We start from the raw sequence: 19,903 nt of genomic DNA, 5'->3' as shown, positions 1-19,903 counted from the left end.
TCGGCGAGTGATTCCTACAGGTTGCTGAAGTCCGGCCCCTTCGTGCGCGAGCGCTTGATCTCGTAGAAGCCGGGGACCGAGGCGACCGCGACCGTGCCGTCCCACAGGCGTGCGGCTTCCTCGCCCTTGGGGGCGGGGGTGACGACCGGGCCGAAGAAGGCGATCTGCTCGCCGTCGGGGCCGGGGACGGCGATGACGGGGGTGCCGACGTCCTGGCCGACCTTGTCGATGCCCTCCTTGTGGGAGGCGCGCAGCTCGGCGTCGAACTCGAAGTCCTCCTGGTCGGCGTAGTCGATCAGGTCGGCGGGCAGGCCGACGTCCGCGAGCGCGCCGGCGACGGCCTCGACGGTGGGGCCCTCGCCGTTGTTGTGGATGCGGGTGCCGAGCGCGGTGTAGAGCGGGCCGAGGATGTCCGAGCCGTGCTTCTGCCAGGCGGCGGTGACCACGCGGATCGGCTTCCACGCCTTGGTGGCGAGCAGCTCGCGGTACTCCTCGGGCAGCTCGTCCAGCCGGGGCTCGTTGAGCACCGCCAGGCTCATGATGTGCCAGCGGACCTCGATGTCCCGGACCTTCTCCACTTCCAGCACCCACCGGGAGGTCATCCAGGCCCAGGGGCACAGGGGGTCGAACCAGAAGTCCACGGGGGTCTTGGCGGTCTCAGACATGGCGCTCCTCGGAATACGGCCGTTTCCCCACGGCAACACCGCCCCTCCCCACCTCATTCCCGGGTGCCCGGCGTCAGGGGCACATGGCAGGATCGGCCCTGACCGCATAGCGAACACCGCATGTCTAACACTGTTGATCGAACACTGTTGATCGAACACGAATCCGAGGGAGTGCCTCCGTGCCCGGTGAGAATCTGTCCCGCGACGAGGCCCGTGAGCGGGCCGCCCTGCTGTCCGTCGACGGGTACGACGTGTCCCTCGACCTGCGCTCGGCGGTGGGCGACGATGCCGGAGAGGGGCCGCGGACCTTCCGTTCCGTGACCACGATCCGGTTCCGGTGCGCCGAGCCGGGCGCGGCGAGCTTCGCGGACCTGATCGCACCGGCCGTGACCGCCGTGTCGCTCAACGGCAAGGACCTCGACCCGGGCGCGGTCTTCGACGGCACACGCATCCAGCTGGAGGACCTGGCCGCCGAGAACGAGCTGATCGTCGACGCGCAGGCCGCGTACTCCCGCACCGGCGAGGGCATGCACCGCTTCGTCGACCCCGAGGACGGCGAGGTCTACCTCTACACCCAGTACGAGCCGGCCGACGCGCGCCGGGTCTTCGCCAACTTCGAGCAGCCGGACCTCAAGGCGCCGTTCCGCGCCGAGGTGCGGGCCCCCGAGGGCTGGACGGTGTGGAGCAACGGCGTCGGCGAACTGACCGACGGCGTATGGAAGTTCGCGGAGACGAAGCCGATCTCGACGTACATCACGGCGTTCGCGGCGGGCCCGTACCACTACGTCACGGACTCCTACTCCCGTACCTTCGACGACGGTACGACGCTGGAGATCCCGCTCGGCGCGATGTGCCGCAAGGGTCTGGCGCCGTACTTCGACGCCGACGACGTGTTCCTGGTGACGAAGCAGGGGCTGGACTTCTTCCACGACCACTTCGACTACCCGTATCCGTTCGGGAAGTACGACCAGGCGTTCGTGCCGGAGTACAACCTCGGCGCGATGGAGAACCCGGGTCTTGTCACGTTCCGCGAGGAGTACATCTTCCGGGGGAAGGTGACGCGGGCGTCGTACGAGGGCCGGGCCAACGTCATCCTGCACGAGATGGCGCACATGTGGTTCGGTGACCTCGTCACCATGGAGTGGTGGGACGACCTGTGGCTGAAGGAGTCGTTCGCCGACTTCATGGGCACGTTCGCGAACGTCGGCGCGACCCGGTTCACCGATGCCTGGATCACCTTCGCCAACCGCCGCAAGGCGTGGGCCTATCGCGCGGACCAGCTTCCCTCCACGCACCCGATCACCGCCGACATCCGCGACCTCCAGGACGCCAAGCTCAACTTCGACGGGATCACGTACGCCAAGGGGGCTTCCGTACTGAAGCAGTTGGTGGCGTACGTCGGCCAGGACGCGTTCCTGGAGGGCGCGCGCCGCTACTTCAAGCGGAACGCGTACGGCAACACGCGGCTGGGTGACCTGCTCTCGGTGCTGGAGGAGACGAGCGGGCGGGACATGGCGTCCTGGTCGCGGTCGTGGCTGCAGACGGCCGGGGTCAACTCCCTCACCCCGCAGGTGGTGTTGGACGTGGAGGGCGGCCGTGTCGCCGAGCTGACGGTGCTTCAGGAGGCGGCGGAATCCCACCCCGAACTCCGGCCGCACCGGGTGGCGGTGGGCCTCTACCGACGCGAGGACAACCGGCTCGTGCGGTACGAGCGGGCCGAGGTGGACGTCGACGGTCCGCGGACGGTCGTAGTGGAGTTGGCCGGTGCGGACGCTCCGGAGCTGGTGCTCGTCAACGACGACGACCTCACGTACTGCAAGACCCGTTTCGACGCGACCTCGTTGGCGACCCTGCGCGAGCACCTGGGCGCGCTCACCGATCCAATGGCGCGTGCCCTGTGCTGGTCGGCGCTGTGGAACATGACGCGGGACGCGCTGCTGCTCGCACCCGACTTCATCGACCTGGTGGCGCGGTTCGGGCGCCGGGAGACCGACATCGGTGTCCTGCAGATGCTGCACGCCTGGGCCAACTCGGCGCTGGTCAACTACTCGCCGCCGTGGTGGCGTGAGAGCGGCGCGAAGATCCTGGCGCACATCGCGCTACGGGATCTGCGGGGCGCCGAGCCGGGCAGTGAGCAGCAGCTGGCGTGGGCGCGTTTCTTCGCGTCGGTGGCGTCGGCGCCGGACGAACTGGCGCTGCTGCGCGGCCTGTTGGACGGTACGGAGAAGATCGAGGGCCTGGCCGTGGACCAGGAGCTGCGTTGGGCGTTCCTGGAGCCGCTGACCGCGCACGGTGCCGCCGACGAGGCCGTCGTAGCCGCCGAACTGGCCCGGGACGACACCGCGTCCGGCAAGCGGCACCAGGTCCGCTGTCTCGCCGCCCGCCCCTCGGCGGCCGTCAAGGCGCAGGCGTGGGCGCAGGTCGTGGAGTCGGACGCGCTGTCCAACGCGCTGGTGGAGGCGACGATCGCGGGGTTCGCGCAGCCGTCGCAGCGGGAGTTGCTCGCGCCGTACACGGAGAAGTACTTCGCGGCGATCGAGCGGGTGTGGGCGGAGCGGTCGATCCAGATCGGCGTGGACGTGGTGCGGGGGCTGTTCCCGGCGCACCCGGCCGCCGAGGACGCGCAGGCGACGCTGGACACGACGGACGCGTGGCTGTCCTCCCACGAGGGGGCGGCGCCTGCCCTGCGCCGGCTGGTGCTGGAGGCGCGGGACGATCTGGCGCGGGCGCTGCGGGCGCAGGCGGCGGACAACGAGGGTCGGGGTTCCGACGGCTCTCAGGGCTGAGCCTTGGCCTGCGATTGGCCTCTCCGTGACCGTTACTGAATACAGGTAATCGCCCCCGTAACCCCTGGTCCGCCCCATCCGGACCAGGGGTTTTCGGCGCCTACTCGGCATCCGAACGCCTGTCCTTTAGTACCGCGTTGTCCGGATTTGTCGACGGGCGTGTAACAGCGGTTAGGGAGCGGATCCGGCGCGGGAAACCCCGTTGCATGAACCACAACACCCCGCTCTCCCCCCGCCCCCTCAGCCACCTCTCCGAGGTGCACCGCCGGGTCCTGACGACGGCTCAGCTCCGTGCGCACGGTGTCCCGGCCGCCGAGGTGAACGAGCAGTGCCGCCCCGACGGGCCGTGGCAGCAACTCCTCCCCGGCGTCGTCCTGTTGCACCCCGGCCCGCCCACCGGCGAGGAGCGGCTGCACGCGGTCCTGACGTACGCGGCACGAGAGCGGACGACCGGCGTCCCGGTCCAGCCCGGCGCGGAGGAGCCGCACCGCCCGACGTACGCGGAGACGATGGTCACGGGCCTGGCCGCCCTCACCCTCCACGGCTTCACGTCGGCCCCGCCGCTCCCCTCCCTCGACCACATCGACGTCCTGGTCCCCCGCATGCGCCGGCTGCGCTCGACGGGCTGCGCCCGCATCGTCCGCACCTCGGCGCTCCCGGTCGCGCAGCAGGTGAAGGGCGTCCCGGTCGCCCCGGTGCCGCGGGCTCTCGCGGACGCGGTGGCCGAACTCTCGGACGCGAACGCGGTACGCCGGCTGCTCACCGAGGCGGTACGCGGCGGCCACTGCGAACCGGCAGCGGTGGTACGGGAGTTGAACGACGCGAAGCTGCTGGGCCGGCCGCACGTGGTGGACGCGGTGGACTCGCTGCTGGCCGAGGGCCGCGCCATCGCGGAGGACCGCCTCTACCGGATGGTGAGCGAGTACGGCCTTCCCGACCCGGTGTGGAACGTCGACCTGCGGCTGCCCGGCGGCCCGCACCTGGGCGGCCTGGACGCGTACTGGCCCGAGCAGGCGGTCGCGGTAGAGCTGGACACCCGCGCGCCCCGCCAGGACGAGGACGCCCTGTGGTCGGAGTACGCCCGCAAGCGCGAGCACCTGGAGCGGCTCGGCATCACGGTCGTCCACATCACCCCCAAGAAGCTCCGGGACGCGATGGAGCAACAGGCGGCGGTGGTCCGTACGGCGCTGATGGCGTCGGCGGACCGTGATCCGGCCGCGTATGTCGTGGTGCTGCCCCGGTAGTGACGGACCGGGGCGGGATCAGGAGGGGAGAGGAGGGGCCACCGGGGGTCGGTGGCCCCTCCTCATATGTGCGCCGGTTGTTTACAGGGGCTCGGGCAACGGCGGCGGGGCGGCGCTCGTCGTCGTGTGTCCCGCGTGGAGGCCGTCGATGAGGGCGGCGTAGGAGGCGATCATGCGCGTACGGCTGAAGCGTTCGCGGCTGCGGGCGTGGGCCTTGGCGAACTCCGCGCGGCCGATGACCGCCTCGGTCCAGGCCGACGCGACGGCGTCCGGGTCGGGGGGTGTGATGATGCCGTGCCCGGCGACGATGGACGCGCTGTCGCCGATGTCGGTGGCGACGGGTACGGCTCCGCACATCATGCCCTCGATGAGGCAGAGGGGCGCGGCCTCGCCGAAGGAGGAAGTCAGCGCGACGACGTCCGACCCGGCGTAGACGGTCTCCATGTCCCGCCGCACACCGAGGAGATGAAGCCGCTCGGCGAGTTGCTCCCTGTCCTCCCCGAAGGCGTCGTCGATGTCGGCGGAGAGGGCGGGCTGGTCGTCCGTCATGCCCGTGCCGCACATGAGGACGTGGCCGGCGGGTTCGCGTCGTAGCCACTCGTGGGCGGCGCGGAGGAAGAGCGGGACGTTCTTCATCGTGGCGTAGCGGGCGGCGAACACTACGACGGGTGCGGCATCCGGAATTCCGAGGGAGGCACGGAGGGCCAGCCGCCGGGCGGGATCGGGCCGGAAGCGGAACAGATCCACGCCATTGGGGATGACGTGGAGGACCTCGGGCGGGATGCCGGCGGCCTGGTAGGCGTCGCGGGTGGACTCCGCGCAGCAGACGGCGGCGACGACCTTGCCGTCGGCGATGGCGGTTTTCAGTTCGTCGAGGGCGGCGCCCTGGTGTTCGGGGTCCGAACGGTGCAGGCACACGACGACGGGGCGGCGGGGCAGGCCCGCCTGGTTGAGGAGGGAGAGCGGCTGTTCCTTGAGCGACAGGACGACGTCGGCGTCCGCCAGGGCGCGGGCCGCGTCGGCGAGCTCGGGCCCGGTGAATCCGCCGGTGACGGTCCCGTCCGGGTCCCGGTCACCGCCGAAGCTGCGGCCGAGGGTGGAGACACCGACTCCGGCCGCGGTCAGTTGCTGGTAGCAGGCGTCGTTCTCCATGGCCTGCCGGGTTGCTTCTCGGTGGACCTCACCGTGGATGCTCAGCACCGAATGATGCTGGCCGCCCTCCACCAGTCCCAGAACGACGTCGCTGTGGACGATTCGGGCTCCCCCGGAGAAGAAGCCTTCGTAGACCGACAGCACGTGCAGTTCGTGTCTAGCGCGCACACGACCACCCGCCTTGCGTATGAATCGAGCCATCCCCGTGAACAGCGGGTTAGCCGTTATGAGGCGGCACGGACATTTCGTCCGAATGAACTGGGCGTCTCGTGTCTGGGTCCGGTTGGTTATCCGGGGGTCAATTGGTACGGGGGCCTACGGCGAGCTGGACGCGAACCGTCTTGCCGATGTCTCCCCGCAGAAACCAATCGAGGGATTCGGTGAGCCCGGCGACGACGAGGAGTCCGCGCCCGTTCTCGTCTCCGGGAGCCTGCCTGACCACGGGGAACGCGTGTACCGGGTCCGATACGTCGATCGTCAGCACGGTGGTCTCTTCGTCTACGGCGCCCCGCAGCCAGACCTCGTGTCCGGGGACCTTGCCGTGCCGGACCGCGTTCGCGACGAGCTCGGAGGTGACGAGGACGGCGTCTTCGATGTCGCCGGGCCAGTTCCAGAGGGTGAGGCGTCGGCGGGTGTGGAGCCGGGCGAGGCGGACGCTTCGGGGGGGGGCATGGGGTAGCTCATGGACCAGTCGGGGGTGAGGAGGGTGGGGGCATGGGGGGGTTCCTTTCGGGTGGGGGTGCCCAACCACGGTGACGGGAGACGCCGTTCGACTTCAATCGAAACGCAGCTGATTAATCAGGCGGCTGCAAATTGGACTATGCCGAGTTCTGCACAACCGACTGCGCGACCCTCGCACGGGATGTCACACTCTGCGCACGGCTACCAGCCGTACGTACACGGGCGGAGAGAGGTGCACATGGCAGCGAAGCGCGGGCGCACGGCCCAACGCCTGGAACTCGGCTTGCAACTACGCCAGTTGCGAGAGAACTGCGGCTTGGGCGACCGAGGTGGGGGCTTCACCCGCAAGCAGGCGGTCGTGGGACTTCGTATCTCGGAGGCCTCATTGCAGCGGATCGAGTCGGGATCCCTGAACTTCCGCAACGTGGGCGACCTGCGCAAGCTGTTGAACAAGTACGGGGTCACCGACGAGGAGGTCGTCGAGTCGCTGATCGGCCTCAACCGGGATTCAAACCAGCAGGACTGGCTGACGCAGTACCGGGGGTTGATGCCAGCGGGGATGCCGGGATTTGTGGGGCTTGAGCCGGAGGCTCACTCCATGAAGGCGTACCACCCGACCCTGGTCTACGGCCTGCTCCAAACCGAGCGTTACGCCCGCGCCGTCCATGAAGTGCAGAAGCCGATCGAGGAGTACACGACGGAGTTCATCCGCAGCAGCGTGGAGTTGCGCATGCTGCGCCAGGAGATCCTGACGCGGGAGAGTCCCGTCAAACTGCACGTCATCCTGGGGGAGGCCGCCCTGCGGTATCCGATCGGGGGCATCGACGTAATGCGTGAACAGTTCGCGCGCATCGAGGAGTTGTCGGGTTGGGACCACATCACCGTCCAGGTGCTGCCGTTCCGCCCCAGCTACCGCTCGATCAACGACTTCGCGATCCTCGACTTCGGCAACCAGCTGCCACCACGTGTCCAGGCCGACAGCGCCTGGGGTTCCGTATCCACTTCGGACAAGCCACGTGAAGTCGACCGGTTCGCGCGCCGTTTCAACGCCATGGCAGCATCAGCACTGCCACCCGAGGACACCCCGGAGTTCCTGCACCGCCTAGACCGAGAGCTGTAGACCCATGAATCCGCGCCGCACCGCACCCGACATCGCCCCCGAGCACGCCTGGTTCAGGTCCTCCTACAGCGACGGCACCGGAAACAACTGCGTCGAACTCGCCCCGGAACAGGCCTGGTTCAAGTCCTCTTACAGCGACGCGGGCCAGAACTGCATCGAAGCCGCCCACCTCACCCCCACCGGCATCGCCGTCCGCGACTCCAAGAACCCCACCGGCCCGGCGCTACTCCTCCCCGCGACCGCATGGGCACCCTTCCTCTCCCACCTCCGCGAGACGGACTCGCGCGACTGACGAACGCCCGCCCCGTGCGATGAAGGCAAACGCCGACGTATCGCCATCCAGGTCAATGGCCACCGAGGCGTCCAGCGCCTTGGCCAGCCGGGCGAGCAGGGGCAGGGTGGGTACGGTTCCGCCGCCCTCGATAGTGGAAACGTGCGGCCGGGTCATCCCTGCCCTGCGCGCCAACTCGGTCTGCGACAAGCCCAGTTCGGTACGTCGGCCATATACCGCCTGCCCCAAAGCGAACGCGTACCCCGCCTCCGCATAGGCCGGGGACTCCTCGACGGACTCGCAAAGAAGCCTCCTGGTCCGCCGGGTCTTCCACTGAGCGTGGTTCACGACCGTCCTCCTCGATCCGCTCGAAGAGTAATCACAGCCGCACTGCACCACTACCGACGACTCCGACGAGAGGTGTAGGTCATGCCGACATACCCCACTGCTTCCGAACTCGCCCCACAGCAAGCCTGGTTCAAGTCCTCCTACAGCGACCCGGGCCAGAACTGCATCGAAGCCGCCCACCTCACCCCCACCGGCATAGCGGTCCGCGACTCCAAGAACCCCACCGGCCCCGCCCTGCTCCTCCCCGCGACCGCATGGGCACCCTTCCTCTCCCACCTCCGCGAGACGGACTCACGCGGCTGACGACCGCCGACGTCGAGTCCGGACTCCCCCCACCGAGACCCTCTCCGTAAAAGTGTGACACTTCCGCTCCAAGTGTCACACTTCCACGCCTCACCCTCCCCAGGCGCGAGACGGCACCCACCGACACCGAACCCCGGTCAGACGGCCACGCGCTCCTCAAGCGCCCGCCTGCGCAGCACCGGCCGCTGGATCGCCGGCGGGGCGTACGCCATGTCGAGCGTGCCCACGTCCGTGCCGGGCGGTACCAACTCGTCGATCTCGTCGAGGAGTTCGTCGGACAGGACGGTGTCCGCGCCCGCGAGCAGGTCGTCGAGGTGGGCCATCGTGCGGGGGCCTATGATCGCCGAGGTGACGCCGGGGTGGGCGATCGCGAAGGCCAGGGCGAGGTGGGTCAGCGAGAGGTTCGCCTTCTCGGCGAGGGCGATGAGCTGCTCGACCGTGTCCAGGCGGTGCTCGTCGGTGAGGTGCTTGAAGCCGAAGGCTGAGCGGTGGGTGTCCGCCTGCCCCTCCTTGCGGTAGCGGCCGGTCAGGAGGCCGCCCGCTAGGGGGCTGTAGACCAGCGTGCCCATGCCGTAGCGCTCGCAGACCGGCAGCACCTCGCGTTCGATGCCTCGGTTGAGGATCGAGTACGTCGGCTGTTCTGTGCGGAAGCGCACCAAGCCGCGTCGCTCCGCCACCCACTGCGCCTCGACGATGTCCGACGCCGGGAACGATGAGGTGCCGACCGCCCTCACCTTGCCCGCGTGCACCAGGTCCGTGAGGGCCGAGAGGGTTTCCTCCACGTCCGTGTCCGGGTCGGGGCGGTGGATCTGGAACAGGTCGACGTGGTCGGTGCCGAGGCGGCGCAGGGAGTTGTCCAGCGCGCGTACCAGCCAACGGCGGGAGTTTCCGCGCTCGTTGGGGTCGTCGCCCATCGGGAGGTGTGCCTTCGTCGCCAGTACGACGTTGTCCCGGCGGCCCTTCAGCGCCTTGCCGACGATCTCCTCCGACTCGCCGCGCGAGTACGCGTCGGCGGTGTCGACGAAGTTGATGCCCGCGTCCAGCGCCTTGTGGATGATGCGGACGGAGTCGTCGTGGTCGGGGTTGCCGATCGCGCCGAACATCATCGCGCCCAGGCAGTAGGGGCTGACCTTGATGCCGGTGCGGCCCAGTGTGCGGTAGTGCATGGCTCTCCTCGGGAGGACAGGTAAGCGGAACAGCGTTCCGGAACACCATACGGAACGCCGTTCCGCTTATGCAAGCCAAGCCCTACTTACCGCAGAACTCCCCCACCACCACCGCCCCCGCGTCCCCCGACCAGTCCCCGTTGAAGTTGAACGCCAGCGAATGACGGCCGTCGGGCGTCGCCACCACCGCCGACGACGAGCCGTGGATACCGCCGTCGTGGCCCCAGAGATGGACACCGCAGGGCAGCTTGATGTCGGAGATGCCGAGGCCGTAGCGCGTGGTCGGGCTGTCGCCCGCCGGGACCGTCGTCTGCATCTCCTTGAGCTGCTTCGCAGGGAGGAGCTTTCCGCCCAGCAGAGCGCCGTAGAAGCGGTCCAGGTCGGCGGAGTCGGAGATCATCTCGCCCGCCGAGGAGGCGATGGACGGGTTCAGCTTCGTGACGTCGTACGTCGGTCCCGTCGCCTCCTCCGCCAGCTTGCTGTAGGCGCGGCTGCTCGGGCTCGGCACCGTCACCTTCGTGCCGGGGAGTGAAGTGGCCTTCAGGTGCAGGGGGTTGATGACGCGGTCGCGGATCTCCGTCGCGTACGAGCGGCCCGTGACCTTCTGGATGACCATGCCGGCCAGGACGTAGTTCGTGTTGGAGTAATGCCACGACGTGCCCGGCGTGAAGTCCGGCTTGTGGGACATCGCGATCGCCACCAGGTCGGCCGGGGTCTTCGTGTCGTAACGGTGCTGGAAGAAGCCGTCCTTGGTGAAGTACGCGCGGTCGAAGTCGTCGTCCTGCGTGTAGTTGTAGATGCCGCTGGTGTGGTTCAGGAGTTGGCGGACGGTGATGTGCGCGCCGTCGTTGCCGTTGCCGTGGACCGTGCCCGGCAGCCACTTCTCCACCGTGTCGTCGAGCGACAGGCGGCCCTCCGCCTCCAGTTGGAGCAGCACCGTCGACACGAAGGCCTTGGTGATGCTGCCGATCCGGTAGCGGTCGTCGGCCGAACGCGGCTTGCCGGTGCGGAGGTTGCCCACGCCGGCTGTCGCCGACCAGGTGGTGCCGCCGTCCCGCACGGTGGCCGTGACGCCGGGTACGCCGTCCGCCACGGCCGCCTTGATCGCCTGCCGGGTCGCCGTGTGGTCCCCTCCGGCGGGCGCCGCCATCGCGGGACCCGCCAGCGCCACCGACAGTGCCACCGCCGTCGCACCCATCACTGCCACGCGAACTGCCATGTCTTCCCCCTCTGTTGAGCCCGGTTGAGCCCGGTTCGGCTCGGTCGGGGGGATGGACACGGTCGTCCGATACGAAGGTTGCTCCGGTGTACGCCAGTTGAGTGAGTTTCAGCCCTTCTTGAGGATCAGCTCCGTGTTGCGGTCCTTCGCGTCGCCGCCCAGCACCGTGCTGGAACCCGGCGCGTTGTACGACAGTTCGCGGTACAGGGCCCCGAGGCCGGTCTGGGTGAGGTCGGAGAAGTCGGTGCGGTGCGGGGCCGCGGACTCGATCAGCGTGGTGAAGACGGACAGTGTGCCGTCCTTGTTGTCCACCAGCTCGATGACGCGGGCGAGTTGGGGATAGTCGACGTGCGAGGCCGTCGAGATCTCCCAGAAGCTGCGACCGTCGGGCGCCGCGTGCGGGGTGATGACGTTGCGGTGGATGTGGCCGTTGACCCAGGCCAGCACGTTCGGGTGGCTGCCGAGGAGGGCGACGACCGCGTCGCCCTCGTAGCGGCGCTCGGTGGGGTGCGCCGGGTCGGGGCGGGTGTTGTCCATCGTCTTGCTGGTGTGGTGACTGAAGATCACCGCGTACGAGTCCTTGTTGTCGCGGAGTGTCTTGTCGAGCCACCTCAACTGCGTTGCCCCGATGGACCCTTCGTAGTGGCCGCCCGCGTCCGTGGTGTCGAGGCTGATGCCGATCACGTCGTCGGCGATACGGAACGCGTAGTACTGGGTGCCCGCATCGACGTTCGCGGAGGAGTAACCGTGGCCGACCGGGCCGAGGCCCTGGTAGGCCGGGTCGAGGTGGGCCTTGAGGTACTCGGCGGAGGTGTACGGGGCACGGTTCTCGTCCGGCGTGATCGAACGCGCGGAGCGGGCATGGGCCTTGAGGAAGTCGCGGTAGCCGGTGCCCTTGGGGTCCTTCGCGTCCCGGATCGAGTTCTGCAGCTTCTTCGCCTCGGCCGCCGTCGCGGTCATCAACTTCTTGCCGCCGATGGCGAGTTCGGTGAGGTACGGGTCCGCGTGCGAGCCGAAGCAGCCGAGCGGGAGCGCGTCGTGGTTGCCGACCGTCGAGTACCAGGGCAGGTTGAGGCCGGGGCTGCGCACCTCGCGGATCGCGGCGGCCAGGAAGCCCTTCAGGTGCGGGAAACCGACCTGCTTGTCGCCGTCGCGCACGGTCGAGTCGGGCTGCCAGTACAGCTTGAGGCCGCTGTTCTGGACGCCCTCGTAGTGGCGCGGGTCACCGGTGTTGGGGGTGAACCGGCCGCCGCTCATGATCTTCATGAACCATTCCAGCTCGGACTTGGCGTTGTTGTCCGTGTTGTCGCCGGTGGTCATGACGAAGTGCAGCGGGGAGCCGGTGACCGGGGCGCCGCGCAGCGCGTTGACCCGCTCGACCAGCGAGATCCCGCCCTGCACGGTCAGCGCCTCGTGCGGGCGCCAGGCGTGCTTGTCGGTCGAGCGCAGGTACTCCAGGCGCAGCGGGTGCTGGGTGTCCATCAGGTGCAGGTCGGTGAACTGCACGAACGACGCGAGTGCCGTACGGCGGCCCGCGCGCCCGGACTTGGCGGCGGCGAGGTCGGCGCGCACGACGCGCTTCCAGCCGGCGCCGTCGCCGAGCCGGCGGTAGCCGGAGCCGGCGCGCGGGGCGGCGACCGTGGCGAGGGTGGTGCCCTTGGTGTACGGGGCCAGGGGTGCGGCCGGTGCCACCCGGGAGTGCGCCACGGGCGCCTCGGCGGCGGCGTTGGCAGCGTTGGCGGCATGGCCGGCGTCCGCCGTTGCGGCCTGGCTGTCGGTGGGCCGTAGGGCGTAACCGACGCCTGCGGAGACGGACACGGCCGCGGTGGCGGCGAGGACGGTACGGCGGTTGACCCCCAGCGCGGAGCTGGCGACAGAGCGTGTGCGCGACATGGCGCGATCTCCCCGAGTACGAACTGCGTCGGCAGTGGTCGCGGGGGTTCACGGCGATCGGTTTTCGATCGCGGTCGCGAACTTCCCGCTCGTACTGGATGCTTGGCATCGGGGATGACCTGCGCGTAAACGAGACGGCAACGTGTAGCGCCGATCACCGTACGTGGATCTTGGCGCCCCCTGTGCGTTCGTGAACGCTCGTCGAGCCGCCGGGAAGCGGCTACTCAGCGTTCATCTGACGGGGTACTGAAGCTATTCCGGGACGCGTTCGACCCGGCCGGCGGCCGGCCGCTCCCGCCACAGCCGCAGCGCGACGTCGATCAACGGGACCCGGCGCAGGCCCGACACGTCGTCCAGCGGATGCCAGGCGGCCATGTCGGTGGAACCGCCGATCTCGTCGCGGAGCTCGCCGCCGACGATCCGGCCCTCGTACACGAGCCGGAGGCCGTGTTGGTCCACCTTGCGTCGGTAGCTCCACGGAAGGACGTGGTGGATCGAGTCCATGCCGAGGAATCCCGTGACCTCGATGTGGTAGCCGGTCTCCTCCTCCAGCTCGCGTACGACCGTGTCGTTCGGATGTTCGCCGTGGTCCATGCCGCCGCCGGGGAGTACCCACTCGTGGCCCCCGCCGTCGGCCGGTGAACGGGCCAGCAGGAGTTGGCCGTCGCGGACGCAGACGGCATAGGCGGCGACCCTCAGCTTTTTGCGCATCCGGAGACGTTAGGTGCTCTGCGGGAAGGGCCGCAATGCGAATTCGTTCGGCTGTCGCGCCGTCGTGGCTGGTCGCGCAGTTCCCCGCGCCCCTGAGGGGGCGCTCAGCGCGCCGGGGTTGGATTGGCAGGGGAGTATTCGGGGGCCGACCAACGGAGTGGGATCGCGGCTGGGGTCTCGACCACCTCGGTGAGAGTGAAACGCACCCTGCGCTCCCCCTCCCCACCGAACTCCGTCCTTGCCTCGCCGGTGAGTTGGAGTGTGGTGCCCGTCGTCCAGTCGAGGAAGAGGAGTCCGGCGCGCGGGTCGGCGAGCAGGTTGCCCAGGCTCAGGAACATCGCGTTGCCCGAGTAGTCCGGCCAGATCAGCTCGCGGGGCGAAGTCGCTTGTACGAAGCCCGGGTTGCCGCCCCGGTGGCTGGCGTCGGCGCCGTGCTCGTGGACGGTGGCGAAGAAGAAGGTGTCGGCCGCCGCGATGAACTCGGCCTGTGCTGAGGTGAGTTCGGTGCCGCGCCGGGGCTGCGCGGGTTCGCGGCCGACGACCGTCTCGTAAAACTCTCTCCGCTGGATGTACTTGGGGCAGTTGGAGAACACCCGCTCCGCCTCGATCGCCAACCCCCGTGCCGTGCGCCGGAGTCGGCCGTCGACTCGCATACGGCGGCGGGTGCGCGGGTCGAGGGCGATCGTGCCGACCGGCAGGTCCCGTGCCTCGGTGAGGGCCGGGGTCAGGGGGTCGGTGGTGCGGGTGCCGCCGGTGATGGAGATCTGGTGCGGGCCCGTCGCACGTACGAAGCCGGGGGCGCCTGTGAGCGGTGAGGCCCACACCCTGCCCGTCGCCGGGTCGGCGGCGCCCAGGATCAGGAGGGGCTGGAGTTCGAGGAAGGCCGCGGCCACGGGTTTGATGCCCTGGCCGATGATCTGCCCGACGTGGTCGGCGACTTCACGCACCCCCACCCGGTCCTGCACGGCGCGGGAGCCCGCGTGATAGGCCCCCATTGCCCCCATGGCCTCCATGGCCTCCATGGCTAGAAGAAACCGCAGGTCGGGGCTTCGCTATCCGGAGCCGGAGCACCCTCCGCGCCACTCGGCACCGAGATCTCCAGGCGGGTGCCGTCCGGGTCGTGGAAGAAGATGCCGCCGGAGACCGCGCCCTCGCGATGGGCGACCACGCCCTCGTACGCGAAGTCGGTGCCGTAGGCCTTGAGTGCCTCCTCGTAGCGCTCGACCTGCTCGATCGAGTCGGCCGTGAACGCGAGGTGGTGGAGACCGGCGCGGTCGCCGCCGTACGGCCCCTGTGCCTGCTGCCAGAGGGTGAGGACGGGGTGGTCGCCGCCGTCGCCGAGGAACGCGTACCGGCGGTCGTCGTCCTCCTTGCCCTCGGCGAGTACCGCGAAGCCAAGGACGTCCCGGTAGAAGGCGAGCGAACGGTCGAGGTCGGTGACGTTCAGGCCGATGTGGCCGGCGTGCAGGGTCATGAAAGCTCTCCTCTCGTCTAACCGTTGTCAATGACGTTAGTGGTTAGAATCGAGAGGGTCAACCGGTCACGTAGTCTTGACCGGTTAGATCAGAAGGGACACCTCCGTGACGACGACCTCCGACCCCCGCCCGCTCGTCGGCGAACCGCTCGCCCTCGATCTGCTCAACACGCGGTGGATGCGGGACGGGGCCGTGCAGGACCTGCTTTCCAGCCCCCGCGGGCTCGCCGTATGGCTCGGCTCGACCGGGCTCGGCGAGCGGTTCGAGGCGAATCCGATCACCCTGCTGCACACCAAAATCGCGCGCGACGCGCTCCACGCGGTGGTGGACGGTTCGCTGGCACAGGGTGCGGAGGACCTCGACCTCGTGCTCGAACAGGGACGGATCCGGGCCACTCTCACCACCGAAGGCCCCGGCGAGATCCCCGAGTTCGACGACCCCCGGTGGGGCCCCGGCTGGCTCGCCGCCCGCAACTACCTGGAGTTGCTCGCCGCCGCCCCCGACCGCATCCGCCGTTGCGCCCACGAGGCGTGCATCCTGCACTTCTACGACACGTCGAGGAACGGCACCCGCCGCTGGTGCTCGATGACGGCCTGCGGCAACCGTGCGAAGGCGTCCCGCCACTACGCGCGCTCGAACCCCCGGAGCGAATAGGGGGTTTTCCCCATACGTTCATAGGGTTTCGGTCAACACTTCCCAAACAACTGTCCCTTGGGTAAAGCTGTGCGCTCGTCCGGCACTGGATTCTTCACCTACAAGGGATGCCGATGACCCTCACCCCCCAGAGACGCGTGGCCCGAATAACCGTGGCCGCCGGTCTCGTCGCCGCGCTCTCCGCGGCCGGGCCGATACCCATGGCCTTCTCCGCCGACACACCGTCCACCACCACCCCCACGGACGGCACCGTCAAGTCCGCCGCCGCCAAGCTCGGTTCGGACGACGCCGATCTGCTCGCCACGGCCAAGGCCGACGGCGACAAGAACGTCACGATGATGATCGCCACCGCGCCGGGCGCGACCGAGCAGGTCGCCGGGCAACTGGACGCGGTCAAGGGCGGCCTGGTGGGCCGCACCTACGACAAGCTCGGCTACGTCCGCGCCACCGTCCCCACCGGCAGGGCGGACTCGGTGATCGCCGCCGCCTCGAAGCTGTCCTCGGTGCACGCCATCGACCTGCGGCAGGAGATCGCGCTCGACGATCCGACGCCGAGCGCGGACACCGCGCAGGGCGCCAAGAGCACGTCCACCGCGGCCACTTACTCCGGTCCGGGCAAGAGCACCCCCGCCGAGAACCCGTACAACCCGTCCTTCGAGACGGGCGCCGTCGACTTCGTGAAGAAGAACCCGAAGGCGGACGGCCGCGGCGTCACGATCGGCATCCTCGACTCCGGCGTCGACCTCGGCCACCCGGCACTGCAGAAGACCACTACCGGTGAGCGGAAGATCGTCGACTGGGTCACCTCCACCGACCCGGTCAACGACGGCGACGGCACCTGGCGGCGGATGACCACGGCGGTCTCCGGCCCGTCCTTCTCCATCACCACGACGACCCAGGGCACCGAGGCGTTCAAGGCGCCCGCGGGCGACTACAAGTTCAGCTACATGTACGAGTCCGCCACCGCCGGGGGTGACGAGAAGGGCGACCTGAACCGGGACGGTGACACCACCGACGCCTGGGGCGTGCTGTACGACCCGGCGTCCGGCACCGTGCGTGTCGACACGAACGACAATCTCGACTTCACCGACGACGAGCCCATGAAGCCGTACAAGGACGGCTTCCAGATCGGCTACTTCGGGACGGACGACCCGTCGACCGACGTCGTCGAACGCGTCCCGTTCGTCGTGGAGATCCGCAAGGACGTCGTCTACAACGCGTCCGGCGCGAAGGCCGACTACGTCAACATCGGCGTCATCGAGTCCGAGCACGGCACGCACGTCGCCGGCATCACCGCCGCCAACGGCCTGTTCGGCGGCAAGATGAACGGCGCCGCCCCCGGCGCGAAGATCGTCTCGTCGCGGGCCTGCACCTGGACCGGCGGCTGCACCAACGTGGCGCTCACCGAGGGCATGATCGACCTCGTCGCCAACCGCGGTGTCGACATCGTCAACATGTCGATCGGCGGCCTGCCCGCGCTGAACGACGGCAACAACGCGCGCGCCGAGTTGTACACCCGGCTCATCGACACCTACGGCGTGCAGCTCGTGATCTCGGCCGGCAACTCCGGTCCTGGCGCCAACACGATCGGCGACCCCGGCCTGGCCGACAAGGTGATCTCGGTCGGCGCCGCGATCTCGAAGCAGACGTGGGCCGCCAACTACGGCTCGCAGGTGTCGACTTCGTACCAGCTGCTGCCGTTCTCCTCGCGCGGCCCGCGTGAGGACGGCGGTTTCACGCCGACGCTCGTCGCGCCCGGCGCCGCGATCAACTCCACCCAGACCTGGCTGCCGGGCGCCCCGGTCGCCGAGGCGGGCTACTCGCTGCCGGCCGGCTACTCGATGCTCCAGGGCACCTCGATGGCCTCCCCGCAGGCCGCGGGCGCCTCGGCGCTGCTGCTGAGCGCCGCCAAGCAGAAGCACATCGCCCTCACCCCGGCCACCCTGCGCACGGCGCTGACCTCAACGGCCGATCACATCAAGGGTGTTCAGGCGTACGAGGAGGGCGCGGGCCTCATCGACATCGTGGACGCGTGGAAGTCCATCAAGGACGGCGCCACCGCCCACGACTACACCGTGAAGGCTCCCGTCGACACGGCGATCGACTTCGCGCTGAAGACCCCCGGCTTCGGCACGGGACTGTACGACCGCGAGGGCGGCCTCAAGGCCGGCGCGAAGAAGACGTACGACGTCGTCATCACCCGAACCACCGGTGCGGACAAGGCGGTTCGGCACGAGCTGAACTTCGCGAACAACGCCGGTGGCACCTTCCGGATCGTCGGTTCGGACGAGGTCAAGCTCCCGCTGAACCAGCCGGTGACCGTCAAGGTGCAGGCGGCGCCCAGGAGTTCGGGCATCAAGAGCGCGATTCTGGAGGTCGACGACCCGAAGACCGAGGGCCTCGACAAGCAGATCCTCACCACGGTCGTGGTCTCGACGCCCGTCAACTACACCTACTCCACCGCGAGTTCGGTGCAGCGCAACAGCACGCGGTCGTACTTCGTGACCGTCCCCGAGGGCGCCAAGGCCTTCGAGGTCGCGATGAGCGGGCTGAAGGACAAGAGCCAGACGCGGTTCATCTCCATCCACCCGTACGGCGTTCCGGTCGAGGACACCGGCACCCCGTACTGCTACAACAACTACCTGGACGGCAACGGCTGCAAGCCCGACGTGCGGTCGTACGCCGACCCGCAGGCCGGTGTCTGGGAGATCGAGGTCGAGGCGCGCCGTACGTCGCCGCTGCTCGACAACCCGTACAAGCTGGACGCCACCGTCCTCGGCGCGGCCTTCGACCCGGAGACCGTGACCGTGCCCGAGGCGAAGGTCGGCGTCCCGGCCACCGCCTCCTGGAAGGTGACGAACAACTACGCGGCGCTGGACGGCACGTTGAAGGGCGGCCCGCTCGGCTCCTCGCTGACCGCGCGGCCCACCATCACCGAGGGCGTCACCCAGACCACCACGGTCGACGTGCCCGCCGGCGCCACCTCCCTGGACGTCGCGATCGGCAACGTCTCGGACACGGCGGCGGACCTGGACCTGACGGTGAAGAACGCCGCCGGGACCGTCGTCGGCCAGTCCGCCGACGGCGACTCGGAGGAAGCGGTCTCCATCGCCAACCCGGCCGCCGGTACGTACACGGTCGAGGTCGTGGGCTACTCGGTGCCGTCCGGCTCGACCGCGTACGACTACCGGGACGTGTTCTTCTCCCCGGCGCTCGGCGCGGTCAGCGTCGACGGTTCGACGCCGGTGAAGCTCGCCACGGGCGCCTCGGCGACGGTCTCCGGCAGTGTCACCGCCCTGGCCCCCGCCCCTGCGGGACGCGAGTTCTTCGGCCAGGTGCAGCTGGTCAACACCCACGGCACGGTCGCAGGCCTGGGCAGCGTGAAGATCGAGAAGGTCACGTCGTAACGCCGACCGATCGACGAGGGGCGGGTGTCCGGTGGACGCCCGCCCCTCTCCCGTTCAGTCGGCGGGGCAGGTGGTGGTGCGGGCGCCCGGTAGGGCCTTGACGATCCAGTCACGGTTCGCGGCGACACGGTCGTCGCCGACGGCCCAGAGGCTCGCGTTCCGCTGGCCCCGCCCGACCCCGATCAGCACGTGCTGGCCCTTGTGTGGCTTCGGGTCCGCCCCGCCGTCGAGGAGGAAGGACACCTGGGACGGGCCCTTGGCGGGCTTGTAGGAGCGGATCACGGTCAGCACGATCCGGGACCAGGGATCGTCCACCCGCGTCTCCACCCGGGCCACCGTGCCCTCGACGACGAGCCGGTCGCAGGCCAGCGCCAGCTCCGGGTCGGACGGCGGCGGGCCGTCGCCGGACATCTTCGACGGGGCGTTGCTGCTCTTCGCCCCCGAGTCCGCGCTGCTGCCCGACGCGTCGTTCGAGGCCCCGTTGTGCCCGGCCAGCCAGGCGAGCCCGGTGATCATCGTGGCGACGACCGCGAGTGCGAGCGTGCCGTAGGCGAGGGCGCGCAGGCCGGGGTGGCGACGTCGGGCGGGACGGGGTGTGCGCACGGGCTTCGGCGCGGCTTCCGGCTCCGGCTCCGGTGCGGAGAGCGCGTGACCGATGAGCCCCAACTGCTCCCTCAACAGCGCCACTTCGGCCGTAGCGACCGTGTGCTCGGCCATGAACCCGGCGTCCGCGCGGGCCGCGTGCGGCAACGGCTCGTCCGTGATCGCGGCCATCAGCGCGTCCACGCCGTCGTACTCGGCAGCCACG

General features: G+C 69.4%; 18 protein-coding genes. 7 read left to right on the top strand and 11 right to left on the bottom strand.

The features are described 5' to 3' along the window. Nucleotides 1-14 precede the first annotated feature (14 nt). On the bottom strand, nt 15-665 hold the full coding sequence (locus tag AB0I69_RS21220) for a disulfide bond formation protein DsbA (RefSeq protein ID WP_363097184.1): 651 nt from the start codon (nt 663-665) through the stop codon (nt 15-17). Nucleotides 666-844: 179 nt separating this feature from the next. On the opposite strand from AB0I69_RS21220, the gene pepN reads away from it, so the two are divergent. Together pepN and AB0I69_RS21210 are read left to right on the top strand one after the other, a co-directional pair. After that, nucleotides 845-3,451, top strand: coding sequence for an aminopeptidase N (gene pepN / locus AB0I69_RS21215; RefSeq protein WP_363097183.1), 2,607 nt, complete (start codon nt 845-847; stop codon nt 3,449-3,451). A 206-nt stretch (nt 3,452-3,657) separates the two neighbouring features. Next, a complete protein-coding gene (locus AB0I69_RS21210) occupies nt 3,658-4,695 on the top strand; it encodes a hypothetical protein (protein ID WP_363097182.1) in 1,038 nt (345 codons plus the stop codon). Between the two features lie 81 nt (nt 4,696-4,776). Here the strand turns inward: AB0I69_RS21210 and AB0I69_RS21205 are convergent, their stop codons facing one another. Both AB0I69_RS21205 and AB0I69_RS21200 read right to left on the bottom strand, forming a co-directional pair. Beyond that, nucleotides 4,777-5,991, bottom strand: coding sequence for a glycosyltransferase (locus tag AB0I69_RS21205; RefSeq protein WP_363097502.1), 1,215 nt, complete (start codon nt 5,989-5,991; stop codon nt 4,777-4,779). A 154-nt stretch (nt 5,992-6,145) separates the two neighbouring features. Further along, on the bottom strand, nt 6,146-6,598 hold the full coding sequence (locus AB0I69_RS21200; RefSeq protein WP_363097181.1) for an ATP-binding protein: 453 nt from the start codon (nt 6,596-6,598) through the stop codon (nt 6,146-6,148). Between the two features lie 168 nt (nt 6,599-6,766). Here AB0I69_RS21200 and AB0I69_RS21195 point away from each other — a divergent pair, with 168 nt between their 5' ends. Both AB0I69_RS21195 and AB0I69_RS21190 read left to right on the top strand, forming a co-directional pair. Further along, complete coding sequence (locus tag AB0I69_RS21195; protein WP_363097180.1) at nt 6,767-7,648, top strand: helix-turn-helix transcriptional regulator; 882 nt, start codon at nt 6,767-6,769, stop codon at nt 7,646-7,648. Between the two features lie 4 nt (nt 7,649-7,652). After that, nucleotides 7,653-7,940, top strand: a complete 288-nt coding sequence (locus AB0I69_RS21190; RefSeq protein ID WP_363097179.1) for a DUF397 domain-containing protein — start codon at nt 7,653-7,655, stop codon at nt 7,938-7,940. Here AB0I69_RS21190 and AB0I69_RS21185 read toward each other — a convergent pair. Beyond that, nucleotides 7,872-8,267, bottom strand: a complete 396-nt coding sequence (locus AB0I69_RS21185; protein WP_363097178.1) for a helix-turn-helix transcriptional regulator — start codon at nt 8,265-8,267, stop codon at nt 7,872-7,874. The two genes, AB0I69_RS21190 and AB0I69_RS21185, sit on opposite strands and share 69 nt — an antisense overlap. A gap of 81 nt (nt 8,268-8,348) precedes the next feature. On the opposite strand from AB0I69_RS21185, the gene AB0I69_RS21180 reads away from it, so the two are divergent. After that, nucleotides 8,349-8,570 (top strand): DUF397 domain-containing protein, encoded by a 222-nt coding sequence (locus AB0I69_RS21180; protein WP_363097177.1) that lies wholly within the window; start codon nt 8,349-8,351, stop codon nt 8,568-8,570. Nucleotides 8,571-8,707: 137 nt separating this feature from the next. On the opposite strand, the gene AB0I69_RS21175 is transcribed toward AB0I69_RS21180, so the two are convergent. The 6 genes from AB0I69_RS21175 to AB0I69_RS21150 all read right to left on the bottom strand — a co-directional run bounded on the left by AB0I69_RS21175 (nt 8,708) and on the right by AB0I69_RS21150 (nt 15,033). Then, entirely contained in the window at nt 8,708-9,736 is a 1,029-nt protein-coding gene (locus tag AB0I69_RS21175) for an aldo/keto reductase (RefSeq protein ID WP_363097176.1), read from the bottom strand. Between the two features lie 82 nt (nt 9,737-9,818). Beyond that, nucleotides 9,819-10,955: a serine hydrolase domain-containing protein gene (locus AB0I69_RS21170; RefSeq protein WP_363097175.1), complete on the bottom strand. Its 1,137-nt coding sequence runs from the start codon at nt 10,953-10,955 to the stop codon at nt 9,819-9,821. Between the two features lie 108 nt (nt 10,956-11,063). After that, nucleotides 11,064-12,848 carry a TIGR03767 family metallophosphoesterase gene (locus AB0I69_RS21165; RefSeq protein ID WP_363097174.1) on the bottom strand — a complete coding sequence of 595 codons (1,785 nt, stop codon included), beginning with the start codon at nt 12,846-12,848 and terminating at the stop codon, nt 11,064-11,066. Nucleotides 12,849-13,100: 252 nt separating this feature from the next. Next, nucleotides 13,101-13,559: an NUDIX hydrolase gene (locus AB0I69_RS21160; protein ID WP_363097173.1), complete on the bottom strand. Its 459-nt coding sequence runs from the start codon at nt 13,557-13,559 to the stop codon at nt 13,101-13,103. A 104-nt stretch (nt 13,560-13,663) separates the two neighbouring features. Further along, nucleotides 13,664-14,554 (bottom strand): pyridoxamine 5'-phosphate oxidase family protein, encoded by an 891-nt coding sequence (locus AB0I69_RS21155; RefSeq protein ID WP_363097501.1) that lies wholly within the window; start codon nt 14,552-14,554, stop codon nt 13,664-13,666. Between the two features lie 29 nt (nt 14,555-14,583). Then, complete coding sequence (locus AB0I69_RS21150) at nt 14,584-15,033, bottom strand: VOC family protein (protein WP_363097172.1); 450 nt, start codon at nt 15,031-15,033, stop codon at nt 14,584-14,586. 106 nt (nt 15,034-15,139) lie between these two features. On the opposite strand from AB0I69_RS21150, the gene AB0I69_RS21145 reads away from it, so the two are divergent. Together AB0I69_RS21145 and AB0I69_RS21140 are read left to right on the top strand one after the other, a co-directional pair. Then, complete coding sequence (locus AB0I69_RS21145) at nt 15,140-15,688, top strand: CGNR zinc finger domain-containing protein (protein ID WP_363097171.1); 549 nt, start codon at nt 15,140-15,142, stop codon at nt 15,686-15,688. A 113-nt stretch (nt 15,689-15,801) separates the two neighbouring features. Next, the gene (locus AB0I69_RS21140) at nt 15,802-19,095 is read left to right on the top strand and encodes a S8 family serine peptidase (RefSeq protein WP_363097170.1); all 3,294 of its coding nucleotides are present in this window, start codon (nt 15,802-15,804) and stop codon (nt 19,093-19,095) included. Between the two features lie 54 nt (nt 19,096-19,149). Here the strand turns inward: AB0I69_RS21140 and AB0I69_RS21135 are convergent, their stop codons facing one another. Beyond that, complete coding sequence (locus AB0I69_RS21135) at nt 19,150-19,902, bottom strand: hypothetical protein (RefSeq protein WP_363097169.1); 753 nt, start codon at nt 19,900-19,902, stop codon at nt 19,150-19,152. Between the last annotated feature and the right edge of the window lies 1 nt (nt 19,903).

The organism is Streptomyces sp. NPDC050508, assembly GCF_040655155.1.
Taxonomy (GTDB): Bacteria; Actinomycetota; Actinomycetes; order Streptomycetales; family Streptomycetaceae; genus Streptomyces.
This window is presented reverse-complemented; position numbering and strand designations above follow the sequence as displayed.

Coding starts and splice junctions, on each gene's coding strand:
- AB0I69_RS21220 (WP_363097184.1), bottom strand. CDS start 665: ATGTCTGAGACCGCCAAGACCCCCGTGGACTTCTGGTTCGACCCCCTG.
- AB0I69_RS21210 (WP_363097182.1), top strand. CDS start 3,658: ATGAACCACAACACCCCGCTCTCCCCCCGCCCCCTCAGCCACCTCTCC.
- AB0I69_RS21195 (WP_363097180.1), top strand. CDS start 6,767: ATGGCAGCGAAGCGCGGGCGCACGGCCCAACGCCTGGAACTCGGCTTG.
- AB0I69_RS21190 (WP_363097179.1), top strand. CDS start 7,653: ATGAATCCGCGCCGCACCGCACCCGACATCGCCCCCGAGCACGCCTGG.
- AB0I69_RS21180 (WP_363097177.1), top strand. CDS start 8,349: ATGCCGACATACCCCACTGCTTCCGAACTCGCCCCACAGCAAGCCTGG.
- AB0I69_RS21175 (WP_363097176.1), bottom strand. CDS start 9,736: ATGCACTACCGCACACTGGGCCGCACCGGCATCAAGGTCAGCCCCTAC.
- AB0I69_RS21170 (WP_363097175.1), bottom strand. CDS start 10,955: ATGGCAGTTCGCGTGGCAGTGATGGGTGCGACGGCGGTGGCACTGTCG.
- AB0I69_RS21165 (WP_363097174.1), bottom strand. CDS start 12,848: ATGTCGCGCACACGCTCTGTCGCCAGCTCCGCGCTGGGGGTCAACCGC.
- AB0I69_RS21160 (WP_363097173.1), bottom strand. CDS start 13,559: ATGCGCAAAAAGCTGAGGGTCGCCGCCTATGCCGTCTGCGTCCGCGAC.
- AB0I69_RS21155 (WP_363097501.1), bottom strand. CDS start 14,554: ATGGGGGCCTATCACGCGGGCTCCCGCGCCGTGCAGGACCGGGTGGGG.
- AB0I69_RS21150 (WP_363097172.1), bottom strand. CDS start 15,033: ATGACCCTGCACGCCGGCCACATCGGCCTGAACGTCACCGACCTCGAC.
- AB0I69_RS21140 (WP_363097170.1), top strand. CDS start 15,802: ATGACCCTCACCCCCCAGAGACGCGTGGCCCGAATAACCGTGGCCGCC.